This window comes from Legionella sp. PATHC039, from assembly GCF_026191275.1.
Lineage (GTDB): Bacteria > Pseudomonadota > Gammaproteobacteria > Legionellales > Legionellaceae > Legionella > Legionella pneumophila.
Genome location: NZ_JAPHOP010000001.1, coordinates 1,016,380 through 1,029,154, shown reverse-complemented (window position 1 = coordinate 1,029,154; position 12,775 = coordinate 1,016,380). Strand labels below are relative to the sequence as shown.

Below are 12,775 nucleotides of genomic sequence, written 5' to 3'. Positions count from 1 at the left end.
TTTTAGTAAAAAGTAAAAACACATCGTCTTGATGAACAAAGCAATCCAGATTTAATCATTGCACTGGATATTTTTAAAGGTAATTTGTTTTTTGCTTTTACAAAAAAACTGAAGCCCTAATTAGTAGTAGATGACATTGATTAACTCTAGGATAAGTAATGAATCCAATAAAGCCTCCCTTTACCCTTAATCAGTATTTTGCCGCCTGGTTTGTCCATGTATTTACTGCCAGCGCTGCCTGTATTGGTGTCTTTAGCTTATATAAAATTTACCAGCATGATTATGTATTTGCTTTATGGCTAATGGCAATTACTGTATTTATTGACGCAGTAGATGGTAGCCTTGCTCGATTGGTTCATGTAAAAAGCGTATTGCCTAAAATTGATGGCGCTTTATTAGACAATATAGTTGACTATTTGAATTATGTCATTACTCCATGTTTTTTCTTGCTAGTTAAACCGGGTATGCTGCCAGCTGATTATGTCGTGCCAATTATAGCTGCTATTACAATTACTTCGGCCTATCAATTCTGCCAGGATGACGCCAAAACCCCTGATCACTTTTTTAAAGGGTTCCCCTGCTATTGGAATATTACTGTCTTCTATATGTATATTTTTAACACTTCTATGATTGTGAACACTGTCCTCTTGTCCCTTTTTTGTGTACTGATTTTTATTCCAGTAAAATATGTTTACCCATCAAGGTTAGATTACTTGACTGAGTCGAGAATCTTGAAAATATTAATGCATTGTTGTTCTGCTCTTTATGGCATCAGTTCATTTTGCCTGCTAGTTAATTACCCTGAAACAAATAAATTATGGGTAAGCCTATCTTTGGGCTATGTGGGCATGTATTTATTTTTAAGTTTCTACAGGACTTATTATCCGATGTTCAAAGCTAAGATTACGGCAAATAATAAAGATTGAGTTTATATGTAATTTATGTTTTCCATGCAGATATTAGATCTCTGGTGGCACTGTTTTATCGTACTCTTTTAGGAATTTTTCTTTTCTTATTGCTTTAAATAGTATCTGTTTACTGAAAAAATAGAGAGGTAATGCAAGCAATTGATATAAGATCTACGCCTCTATAGAAGTTAAATTATGCCAATAACTTATGAATACCTGATAACAAAGATATAATAAAGACGAATTAATAGCTTCTATGCGTTTGATTTTTTTATTCCGTGATAGACTTTGTCTATTTAATGATTAAAATAGCATCTTAATTTTGTTTTCTGAGGAAATTATGTCATTAATTAATTATTTTACTAAAACGCTGTTAATCACAGCTTTTGCGACCAATGCAGTCCAGGCTGCTTCGATTTTTCCCCGTGGCTGTGAAGTCACTGGTTTTGGTTATAGTGAAAATTATTTAATTTTAAATGAAACAGGTAATCAAACCTATTATCTCATTCAAAACCGTTCAGATTCGAAAATTGAGCTTGAACGTTTTGATAACTCAGATGCGTTTATGATTCCTCCCTTACAAGCATCGCTAGATCCAATGAGTTGGGCAGCATTCGCCTCAGATGTAAAAAATTTAAACTTTAAGTGTTATAAGCATGTTGATGAAAATACTGCTTTAGTTGATTGTCGAGATGTTCTCGAAGTCTGCCAATATCCTCGTGTTAAATTTGCACTTAGTAATATGGGAAACTATTGGATTTCTACTAATAAATCACAAAATGAAGTTATACAGGAATCGGTTGCTAAAGGAATTTACCTAAAATGGTGATCCGTGAGTAAAACAAAGTATGACACGATATATCTGGTACTAGGTATTGTTGGTGCTTTGTTACTTATTTATGGGCTGAGCCAGAATAATCCCCAAGTCTATTACATTACTGGCTCACTTGCTCTCATGATTACAGCAATTCACTATAAATTGATTTATTTTATTGCTCTGGAATTAATTTTGGGGGCAGGCCATACCTCCCTACTTCTTGGTATGGGGAGATATATTGGATTAGCTTTACCTTCTTTGCTGTGTTTACAGCTACTGATTTTTTATTTAATGTTTGGCAAGGGAAACAGTATTTTTTTATTAACCGGCATTATAGGAATAGCACTGCTTTCGATGGGGCTTGCTTACCATAATCAAATCATATTTTTTTCTGGAAGTTCAGGCGTAGCTGCATATTCTTATTATAGTGCGTATAGAGGTCAATACATCTGTTACATATGGGGCATTCTTAATACAATATTTGCGTCATATGCTCTTTATCAATTGGTATTTTAAGATTATTTGAGGGATTTAATAAAATGGCTAGAACTCTATCAAACATGCTTCCATTAGGTACAGTAGCTCCTCATTTTGAATTATTGGATGTGGTTAGTGGAAGTAAAGTTAAATTAAGAGAGACTCCACGTTATGTGGCTACTGTGATTATGTTTATATGCAACCATTGCCCCTTTGTGAAACATATCAATAATGAATTAACAAAACTTGCTAATGACTATATTCCCCAAGGAATTCGTTTTTTAGCTATTAACTCCAATGATGTAGAGAGTTACCCTGATGACTCACCTGAAAATATGATTCAAACTGCTAAAGTTCATCAGTATCCATTTCCATATCTTTTTGATGAAACTCAGGAAGTAGCAAAAGCATATAATGCAGCTTGCACACCGGATTTCTTTGTTTTTGATTCTGATTTGTCTTTAGTTTATCGAGGACAATTAGATGATTCAAGACCAGGAAATGGTATTCCTGTAACTGGCAACTCAATACGCCAGGCTTTGGATTGCTTATTAAATAATAAACCTTTTGATTTTGAACAAAAACCAAGTATTGGATGCAACATCAAGTGGAAAATATAGGCTGAAGCTATCTTTAATTCAAAAAAGCAACATCGATTTCCATTACTCATTATATGTATAATAAAAATCGTATGTTGCTCTCATAACAAACTAGTTAACTATATGTATTATTTTGGTAATGAACTGAGTTGACTTAGTTCCAGTTCGCTCTCCGCTTTCTCCACTGCTTCAGCAGATTTCGCACGTGTCGTAGCAAAAAAGCCTTGACTTGCTCCAAAAGTCACACAAAATACAATAGCGTTTACTATCACTTTAAACAGGTTCTTGAGGTACTCTCCCCAACCTAGATCCTTTTCCAGGATAGGTTTGGCCTGTTGAATCACCAGGCTACTAGCTTCTTTAAATTTAAGCCCCGCCTCTTTGAAATTGATTTGAGGATTAGCTAAATCAATAGCATATTGATCACGCGTTTCTTGCAATTGTCTTAGAAGAATTTTTGCTGCTTCATAGGCTTTGTCATATTTATGTTGGTTGATATCCCCTATTTTACCTTTCAGTTCTTCTAATGCTTGATCAACCTTTTCTAATGCAACTTGTATTTTCTTATCAAGTAGTTCATCATCTTTTCTTTTGGTAGCGGGTTGTTCAATATCTGACAATGTAGCTTTTGGCTTTTCCACTAAATCAGGTAGGAATCTTACGCGTTTGGGTTGGGTGCCTTTGCCCTCAACGATGGCAGGAGTTTTACCTGCGCCCAATAAAGCTTGCTCCGTTTGCTCCTTCAAATGCACAGGAGCAGTTATCCAATTAATTAAAATATTTCGAGTTTCAAATATTATTGCAATTATTTGAAATAATTTCATTACTTCAGCTGGCTCTATACCACTTTGCTCTTTTGAACGATTAAGATCTCTAATTATTTCTGAAGTTTTCTGGCTAATTACAGCATCATGTCCTACAATGCGAGCCAATGCTTTTGAATCTCCAGCATTTTCTAATAATTGTTCAGTTAACTCTTGTAAATTGCCGGTTTCAGTTAATGCTTTAATATTTTCTCCATTAGCTAACATCAAAGACGCAACTTGTTCTGGACTAGCAAAAGCCATTACAACTCGACTGTTTTGATCTACTCCTCTCTTATACATTTCATGTACAAGCTTGGAAATTGCTTGATGCTGATTCTGCAACAATTCATGAATGTTAAAATAAAACCCTCCAATTTCACCCTCATTTGTTTGATAAAGCAGAGTAAAGTGAGTTTTTTTACCACTTATTAGATCTTTTGCATTTTCTTGAACTGCCTGGAGGTATTTTGCCAGAGGACCAGCCTGAGCACCATTGAGAGCCAATTCCTTGAACATTATAGAAATTAGAGCAGACTGTTTTTCTAATGGCTGTTCTCTTACGACCAATTTATCTAAATTTGCCCCATGTTCAGAGGTCGTTGTATCCTGTAAGGAAAGTACTCCAGATTTTTGAGCAATTTTTAATATATCTGCTTCTTTCAATTTAGGCAGCATGAGTCGAACCATTTGCAGCAATGACATACTGTCTACATTCTTTTGTGCTTGAGTCACTGCAGCTTCAATTACCTTCCTGGCTCGATTAATTTCTTCGTATAATTTGCTTTCATGTATATTGACAAGACGGGATAACTCGGCCATCTCTTGATTTTTTTGCTTTCTTTCCTGAGTAGGAAGATTAAGCGCATGATTATATAATTCGTTTCTTAAGTATTTATATTCTTTCAATAGCTCTTCCATGTTTACTATTCCAGAATTTATAAATTTTTTTGCTGCTTCTTGCAACTGTGGCCATAAAACTTGAACTGCTTCTCTTGCCTTAGCCTGTTGTTTTTCTATTCTCGTATATTCTTCTTTTATTCTTTTTTCTCTATTTTTTATTCCATTTTCGATACTTGTAACACTTTTTCTGATTTCTCGCCGCTCTTCCGGAGAAATAATTAATCTAATTTTATTTAATTCACCTATTTGTTTTCCATTTAATTTGCTTTGATTTTGATCATTGAATGTTGCTAGCTCTTTATATCTATTTAATAAGTTTTCGACTTTTTTATAGTTATGTTCAGTAACAACAAGACCCTCGTTATTTAATAGTGTTGCAACTTGCCTAAAGTCACTTAAATTCCGGTCAATAGGATTTTGCTCTCTTTTGGAATGAGACATAGAATGATTCCTTGATAGTTAGTGTGCTCGCATTATAAGCAAAGAATACTATTTTGTCACATTTAATTGGGCAATTTTTTACAAAATTACAATATCTTAATGCACATTGAATAATAGAAAACAAGTTGTGCGTTATGACGCACAACTTGAAGTAAGAATTTATATAAATATTGTTGATTTGAATATTTTTAGGTCGGTATCAAACAAATTATTTAGCAGGTATAATTTCAACTTGAAGGTTAGCTACTACATCACTATGTACATGTACTTCAACAACATAATTACCTATAGAATGTAAAGGGCCTTCAGGCATAACAATTTCACGCTTGCTAATTTCAATTTGTTTTTCAAGCAATGCGTCTTTAATTTCATTAACGCCAACAGAACCATATAATTTACCTTCGTCACTAGCCATAGCACTAATAACTACAGTGGTGTCGTTGAATTTAGCAGCACGTTGTTCTGCATTTGCCAAAGCTTGTTGAGCTTTTTTCTCTAGTTCAGAACGACGTTTTTCAAATAAATCAATATTTTGTTCTGTTGCAAAGACGGCTTTATTTTGTGGTATCAAATAATTACGTCCATAACCTGATTTAACGTGTACTTTATCACCTAGATTTCCCAGATTACGTACTTTTTCTAATAAGATTACTTCCATCTTAATAACCCCTTACGTTGATTCTCTCACCCTTGCAGGGAGATATAATCGAAAATTAAATAAACTATCTAGCGAGCCAAATACAATATAGGCAAATAAGACAAAGAATGGTTTTAGCAAGATCAATAGAAATAACAAAATCACCACTCTAACTTGCCACTTTCTGGCTAAAATATAATAGGCCAAAGAAAAACCCGATAAAAAGAAATAAGCAAGAAGTAGTGGTAAAGTGCTAATAGCCGCTGACACCTCAAAATAAGAGGCAACAGACACAATAATTAGCATCAAAAATGAAACCCTTCCACTACGAAATTCCAATATCTCCTGCTTAAAACCACCGGGCATGAAAAGTTTAGCTTGTATAGATCGGGCAAACATTAGTGAGATTAAGGCTGAACCAATCACACTTAATATCTGGAGACCAAAAAATAACTGAGCCAAACTTAAGTTATTTAATCCATTTGTGCTGTTTTCTACCAACTGTTTGTAATCCTGAAATTGAGACAATAGCATTGTAAAATGATTAAATTGACCTCTTACAAAATCAGGAATCAATATCTGAATGGACAGAAATACAAGGAATGCTTGAATTAGAAACGTCCCAAATACATTTGGCCAGCTGGCTGTTTTACGTAAAGTCAAAGCAGCAATATAGCAAGGCAAATAAGCAACCAATGTATTAATCAAAGCCCCTTCCACAGGTAGCAACATCATTAAAGGCACAGAATGAACAATCATCGCAGGTAACATGACTTCAAATCCAGGTTTTTCACCTTTCCTCAAAGTAATTAAACTCATTAAAGCCACCGATAGCCAAGAGGCGAATGGGACTATTGAAAGAACAACTGCACAAACAATAGCATATTGTTTATTTTCAAGAATTGCTCTACTTTTTCTAAGTATAAAATTACCTGCAAGATTCATTTTTATCTATGGCTGTCGCAATAAGGCAATAAACCAATGAATCTGGCATGTTTTATTGCCTTGGCTAATTGTCTTTGAAAACGAGTTTGAGTACCAGTAATACGGCTTGGTACAATTTTACCAGTTTCAGTTATGTAGTTCTTTAATAGGTTAATATCTTTATAATCTATTTCATTACCACCTTCTGCACTAAAGCGGCACATTTTTTTTCTACGAAAATAAGCTGACATAGACGTTCTCCTCTTAAGCGACTTTAGTTTCTTTTTCTTTTTTCATTAAGACAGATTCTGTAGTAATCGCTTGTTTTTGAACAGTGATCAAGTGTCTTAAAATGGCATCATTAAACTTGAATGCATTCTTAATTTCATTAAGTGCATCAAGATTACACTCAACATTCATTAAAATATAATGTGCCTTATGAACATTATTAATGGAATATGCCAGCTGGCGTCGACCTAAATCTTCTTTCCGATGTATTTTGCCGTTATGTTTGGTAATAATCCCTTCATAGCGCTCAACCATACCAGGTACTTGTTCGCTTTGATCTGGATGTACTAGAAACATAATTTCATAATGTCTCATGAATTCTCCTTATGGATAAAGCCTTCCAGCATTGAGTACTGGTAAGGCAAGGGTTTTAAAAAGCTGCCAATTATAACTTTTTTATTTAGTCCTTACAATCTCATTGCGATTTAAAATAAGATATTTATTAGAGCTGCGTATCATAACTTTGCCTATTTTATAGGCAATAAAATTACATAGTTGCTTTAAATAAATTTTTTTATAAATTTTACAGCAATTTATAGTGACAACTGTCACCAAAGTAAGGTACCGTTCAGCAGTGAATATTAGCCTTAGGAATAATTTATGAAAAAAGAGGTTTTTTTTAAATGGATATAATAAATCTTCAATTTGAAGAACCACTTATCATTCGTATCTCGAATACTGTTGTTAAAATTTTGGCTTTTAAAACTCAGGAAAATGGAAATATAAAATTTGGTGTGGAGGCACCCAGGTCAATCAATATTCACAGAGAAGAGGTTTTCCATGCAATTAAGCAAAAAGAAACTCTTAGCACAGCCGACTAACAACAAATAAATGCAAGTTATACCTTTCAGATACTTTATTTTATTGGCTGGAACTATAGTAGTTCTATCGCTAGTAGCTTTAGTTATCAATCATTTTATCTATCAATTCCCCGGGAATAATTATTTTCCACCTAACACTCCAGTCATGGCTTGCATTATCTTGTTAAATTATATTGGATTAATTTTATTTTTCGGTAAAAAAAATAGAGTGACCAGCTCTGGATTAGAATTGATCAACTTTTTTGTTGTGATGTCGATCATTGCTTTAGCGACAAACGCTGTTCAATTAACGCCCTATCCTCCTATAGACAAACAAATCATTAAACTGGAGGCGCAATTCGGCATTAATATGATATCTATTCTGGAGTGGATGAATAAATATCAACATTTTAAATACTTATTAGCGATTATATATGATACTCTACCATATCAAATGAGTATCTTACCCCTATGCGTAATTGTATCAGGGCGATTTTATATCCTTAAAGATTATTATTTCCTATTACTCTGCACAACATTAATGGGTTTTTCTTATTACTACTTTTTCCCAACCACCGCACCTGCAAGTGAACTACAAAGCAGTTTATTTGTCCCTGAACAAATAGCTACAGGACTTAAATTTCACCAAATTCATAATCATATACAACCCACAACCATTGAAGGTGGTTTAATAGCCCTTCCCTCATTTCATACAATCTGGGCAATTTTGTGTGTCTACTTAATCAAAGACTGGTTTATCCCCTGTCTATTGCTGTCAATCATTAATGTTCTATTAATCCTTTCATGTGTACTGCTGGGATGGCATTACCCGATTGACATTTTGGCGGCCATAATACTTGTTGTATTATCTTATTATCTGTTAACTGTAATTAAAGTTGAGGCCCGTTATTTGGATTTATAAGCATTAACCTGAAAATCTATATCTGAAAATAGTTATTGCTTAAAATCAGCTTGCCTTTGTAGAGGAGCATTTATAATTCTTACTGGCGTCCCTACAGACACTAAACTGTATAGGTGCTCAATATCCTCAGGAAGCATACGAATACATCCCGCACTGACTTTGGACCCAATCCCATCAACTCGATTAGAACCATGTATCAAGATAGCTGGCCACCCTAAACGCAATACATGTTGCCCTAAAGGATTGTGAGGGCCAGGGGGAAACTCACTGGGAATAGGAGCACCAATGCTTTCAGCTGCCTTTTGTAATTTTACTGTAGGTCGCCAGGTAGGATTAATTTCCTTGGAGGTGATTCTGCTTAATCCCAAAGGAGTCTCCCATCCTTTTTTACCAATCCCAACAGGATAAGTCATGACAACATTGTCATCTGGAGGAAAATAATATAATCGATATTCTGCTAAATTAATCACAACACCTTTTCTGGGCACGTTGGGGAGAATAAAACGAGATGGAATAATTAATTTTGTGTTAGCGGCTAGCGGATATCTGGCATCCACTCCCGGGTTAGCACGTACCATTTCATAATAACCGACATTAAAACGCCGGCCGACCTCATCTATAGTTTCTCCATACTCTGAAAATGCGACCTGAATTTCACCGATGGTATTTCCCGCTTCAGGCAATACATAAATATTCGCAAAAGAATATTGACTGAGTAAAAGTATTAAATACCAAACTCTTATTATAGATTTTGATTTTTGCTCCATATGATGCTTTTCTCTCTAAAAAGCAAGGTAAAACCATAACGTTTTACCTTGCAGAGAAATTATAAGCTGGTATCTACTTTAAAACGTTCGCCGTATTTAGATTCAAATGTTTTAAATAAAGTTTCCAGTTTATCTTTACCAAAATCATTTGCGTAATTCATAGGGCCTCCACGAAATGGAGCAAAACCTGTGGCAAAGATCATTCCAGCATCCAACAAGTCAGAATCTTCAACCACTTTCTCACGTATACAAGCCGCAGATTCATTCACCATGCGTAAAATTAGTCTGTCTGCAATGGTTTTATCGACATGTGACGGGGCTTTTTTCTTAATTACTTTTCCATTTTTATATTTATAAAAACCTTCTCCAGTTTTTCTGCCTAGCTTACCTTCTTTTACTAAATCACGTAATCTTTGTGGAATAGTGCCACCAAAGTGACTGGTCAGATTTTCGGCCACAGCAAGACAAACATCCATTCCTACTGTATCAGCCAGTTCAACAGGGCCCATAAACATACCAAACTGCAATGCAGCCTCATCTATTGTTTCCGCACTATATCCTTCATCCAATAACTGTACGCACTCCATCAGGTAAGGCATGAGCACTCTGTTTATTAAAAACCCAGGGCTTGATTTGACAGGCAAAGGCAATTTGCCAATTTGATTGACGAACGCGCAAGAGCTCTGCTGAATTTTTTTTGCAGTACATGAGCTGCTGACTATTTCTACCAAATCCATTTTAGCTACAGGATTAAAGAAATGAATGCCTACCAAGCGTTCTGGTTTACTCATTACACTACTGATTTCATCAAGTGGGATACTAGAGGTGTTTGTCGCTATGATCGCATCCTTTTTGGCATTTTTTTCCACAGTTTTCATTATTTCCTGTTTAACAGCTAAATTCTCGAAAACAGCCTCAATAATGACATCTGCTCTTTTGACCCCATGCCCTTCGGGGTCTGCGATTAATCTATCCATTGCTGCCTGGATCAATCGCGGCTTACGCAATTTTTTACTATAAAGTTTATGTGCTCTCCCTATTGCAGGGGCAATTTGTTCATAAGATTTATCCTGTAATGTGACCTGAAGACCTCGCAAAGCACACCAGGCCGCGATATCCCCTCCCATAACTCCAGCTCCAATCACATGAACATGAGCCGCTTTGAAGTGGCTGTCTTTGGCAAACCCTTTTAATCGCTCACGCAATAAAAATGCTCTGATAAGATTCTTGGCGGTATCATTTTGGGATACAAGTTTTTCTATAGAGTCCACTTCTTTAAGATAAGCCCTCTCTCCCACTCCCCCTTCTTTTTCCCACAGGTCAATCACGGCATATGGTGCAGGATAATGTTCTTTTCGAACTCGCTTGGCTACGTTATAACGCAGCAAATAAGCAATAGCTTTTCTAAGCAGAGAGCTATTCGTTAAACTTTCAATAAATGATGCCCTGTGTCGTGGTGGTTTATTCTTTATGAAATAAACAGCAGCTCTTCTTAGCTGACGAACAGGTACTACCTCATCAATCATACCGAGGCTTTTAGCTTTTGCAGCAGGTATTGCACTACCGGTTAATATGACTTGTGATAAAGCTTTAAAACCACCTATTAACTGAGGCAAACGCACAGTACCGCCCCACCCTGGATGAATACCCAGCATTACTTCAGGCAAACCAATGCGTGTGTCTTTGTCATCCGTTGCGATTCGGTAGGTACAGGCTAAAGCTAACTCATAACCACCGCCCATGCAAAAACCATCGATCATTGCGACACTTGGAATTGATAAGGCTTGCAACCGGGCAAATACAGTTTGTCCTTTCTGCAAAAAATCAACTGCTTGTGAGGAGCTCTCAAATTGTGAAAAAGCGTTAACATCAGCACCCGCAATAAACCCTTTTTCCTTGAGCGAATAAATAATTAATCCCATTGCTTTTTTATCATGCGATATTTCATGCAACAAGCTGTTTAACTCATCCAGGACTTCTTCATTAATGCTATTAACAGCAGCATCTCTTCTATTTAATCCAAGCCACAGAATGGCGTCTTTATCTCGTTGTAAATCCCAATGTTTATAATTATTCATGTCCTTTCACCTCAGTAACTCGTTCAAGATACATAGCTCCTCCCTGACCACCTCCGATACAAATTGCTGCCATACCTCGCGACTCATTTCTTTGTTCTAAAGATTTAAGAACGTGCAACACAATACGAGCCCCACTGGCACCAATAGGATGACCTAACGCAATTGCTCCTCCATCTCGATTGAGCCGATCCAATGATGGCGATCCAATTGCCTCCTTAAGGCCAAGCTGTGTTTTGCAGTACTCTTCATCGTTCCATGCAGCCAAACACCCTAAGACTTGAGCGGCAAAGGCCTCATTGATTTCCCAACAATCCAAATCTTGTGGCTTTAAATTATGTCTTTCTAATATAGGGGTTGCCGCGTGAACAGGACCCAAACCCATTTGAGAGGGATCTAGAGCAGCCCATTGTGAATCAACTATTCGACCTAATACCGGTAAAGCATATTTTTTTACAGCCTCAGCGCTGGCCAATAGCAACAAACAGGCACCATCAGTTATCTGTGAACTGTTACCTGGAGTGACCATGCCATATTTTTTGTCAAAAAAAGGTTTTAATTTTGACAATTTTTCCACCGTGGAATCTGCCCTAATCCCATCATCTTGAGGATATATACAACCTTTGTAATCTATAATTGGGGCAACTTCAGACATTCTATTTTCAGCATAAGCTTGAGCTATTCTTAAATGGCTTTGAGCTGCGAATTCATCCATTTGCTCTCTTGTGATGTTAAATCGATAAGCTACTTTCTCAGCTGTTTGTCCCATATTCAATCCTACTATAGGATCAGTCAGGCCTCTGAGCAAAGCGATTACCGGTGCCAGATAAGAAGGTTTAAACTTTGTAATTAAAGCCAGCTTTTGCCCCATACTTTTAGCTGCAAACCAGTTTGCCAGCCAGGAAGCCATTTTTTCATTAAATAACAACGGTGCATGACTCATGGCATCTGTTCCACCAGCGAGGACCAAATTACTGCGCCCTGTGGCAATTTGGATTGCGGCATTATCCAATGCCTGCATGCCTGAGGCACAATTTCTCATTACAGTAAATGCAGGCACCTTATCACCACATCCCAAACGCAGAGCAACCACGCGAGCAATATTGGCCTCGTCTGGTCCAGGCATAGCGCTACCAATAATGACCTCATCAAGCTCGTCCGGAGAAAATGGTTGACGATTTAGCAAAGTTGTTCCTGCCGCAACTGCCAAATCTGAACCACAGAATGGACCTACTCCTTTTGCTTTAAGAAAAGGCGTTCGACTTCCATCGACAACATAAACGTTACGACCACTTAAATTCGACTGGTGTTTCATTAGTCCTCCTTGTTAGGGCCTCTGCATAAGAATGTATACTAAAATCAACAGATTCAAAGATTAGCAGTATTCTTGATATTTTGGAAATCTTAAGATGAT

The 12,775-nt window shown here is 36.4% G+C and carries 14 protein-coding genes; 6 read left to right on the top strand and 8 right to left on the bottom strand.

Annotation, left to right across the window (positions count from 1 at the left end):
* Positions 1-158: 158 nt before the first annotated feature.
* The 4 genes from pcsA (at position 159) to OQI99_RS04615 (ending at position 2,822) form a co-directional block, all read left to right on the top strand.
* Positions 159-926: a phosphatidylcholine synthase gene (gene pcsA / locus OQI99_RS04630; protein WP_011213862.1), complete on the top strand. Its 768-nt coding sequence runs from the start codon at positions 159-161 to the stop codon at positions 924-926.
* A gap of 322 nt (positions 927-1,248) precedes the next feature.
* On the top strand, positions 1,249-1,737 hold the full coding sequence (locus OQI99_RS04625; protein WP_010947314.1) for a hypothetical protein: 489 nt from the start codon (positions 1,249-1,251) through the stop codon (positions 1,735-1,737).
* Between the two features lie 3 nt (positions 1,738-1,740).
* A complete protein-coding gene (locus tag OQI99_RS04620) occupies positions 1,741-2,241 on the top strand; it encodes a hypothetical protein (protein WP_014843896.1) in 501 nt (166 codons plus the stop codon).
* A 23-nt stretch (positions 2,242-2,264) separates the two neighbouring features.
* Positions 2,265-2,822, top strand: a complete 558-nt coding sequence (locus tag OQI99_RS04615) for a thioredoxin family protein (protein WP_014843897.1) — start codon at positions 2,265-2,267, stop codon at positions 2,820-2,822.
* A 107-nt stretch (positions 2,823-2,929) separates the two neighbouring features.
* Here OQI99_RS04615 and legC6 read toward each other — a convergent pair whose 3' ends face one another.
* The 5 genes from legC6 to rpsF all read right to left on the bottom strand — a co-directional run bounded on the left by legC6 (position 2,930) and on the right by rpsF (position 7,112).
* The gene (gene legC6, locus OQI99_RS04610; protein ID WP_265731397.1) at positions 2,930-4,948 is read right to left on the bottom strand and encodes a Dot/Icm T4SS effector LegC6; all 2,019 of its coding nucleotides are present in this window, start codon (positions 4,946-4,948) and stop codon (positions 2,930-2,932) included.
* Between the two features lie 208 nt (positions 4,949-5,156).
* Positions 5,157-5,606, bottom strand: a complete 450-nt coding sequence (gene rplI, locus OQI99_RS04605; protein ID WP_061514403.1) for a 50S ribosomal protein L9 — start codon at positions 5,604-5,606, stop codon at positions 5,157-5,159.
* 12 nt (positions 5,607-5,618) lie between these two features.
* Positions 5,619-6,530, bottom strand: a complete 912-nt coding sequence (locus OQI99_RS04600) for a hypothetical protein (RefSeq protein ID WP_061514402.1) — start codon at positions 6,528-6,530, stop codon at positions 5,619-5,621.
* Between the two features lie 2 nt (positions 6,531-6,532).
* Positions 6,533-6,760, bottom strand: coding sequence for a 30S ribosomal protein S18 (gene rpsR / locus OQI99_RS04595; protein ID WP_010947320.1), 228 nt, complete (start codon positions 6,758-6,760; stop codon positions 6,533-6,535).
* 13 nt (positions 6,761-6,773) lie between these two features.
* Positions 6,774-7,112: a 30S ribosomal protein S6 gene (gene rpsF / locus OQI99_RS04590; protein ID WP_027221780.1), complete on the bottom strand. Its 339-nt coding sequence runs from the start codon at positions 7,110-7,112 to the stop codon at positions 6,774-6,776.
* Between the two features lie 308 nt (positions 7,113-7,420).
* On the opposite strand from rpsF, the gene OQI99_RS04585 reads away from it, so the two are divergent.
* Positions 7,421-7,618, top strand: coding sequence for a carbon storage regulator (locus OQI99_RS04585; RefSeq protein WP_011213868.1), 198 nt, complete (start codon positions 7,421-7,423; stop codon positions 7,616-7,618).
* Between the two features lie 10 nt (positions 7,619-7,628).
* Complete coding sequence (locus OQI99_RS04580; protein WP_265731396.1) at positions 7,629-8,519, top strand: phosphatase PAP2 family protein; 891 nt, start codon at positions 7,629-7,631, stop codon at positions 8,517-8,519.
* A 32-nt stretch (positions 8,520-8,551) separates the two neighbouring features.
* Here the strand turns inward: OQI99_RS04580 and OQI99_RS04575 are convergent, their stop codons facing one another.
* From OQI99_RS04575 to OQI99_RS04565, 3 genes are read right to left on the bottom strand one after another with little or no spacing between them, the layout of a single operon-like run.
* A complete protein-coding gene (locus OQI99_RS04575; RefSeq protein ID WP_265731395.1) occupies positions 8,552-9,286 on the bottom strand; it encodes a L,D-transpeptidase family protein in 735 nt (244 codons plus the stop codon).
* A gap of 59 nt (positions 9,287-9,345) precedes the next feature.
* Complete coding sequence (locus tag OQI99_RS04570) at positions 9,346-11,364, bottom strand: 3-hydroxyacyl-CoA dehydrogenase NAD-binding domain-containing protein (protein WP_014843904.1); 2,019 nt, start codon at positions 11,362-11,364, stop codon at positions 9,346-9,348.
* Positions 11,357-12,676 (bottom strand): acetyl-CoA C-acetyltransferase, encoded by a 1,320-nt coding sequence (locus OQI99_RS04565; RefSeq protein ID WP_061514399.1) that lies wholly within the window; start codon positions 12,674-12,676, stop codon positions 11,357-11,359. The genes OQI99_RS04570 and OQI99_RS04565 overlap by 8 nt, the downstream gene beginning before the upstream one ends.
* Between the last annotated feature and the right edge of the window lie 99 nt (positions 12,677-12,775).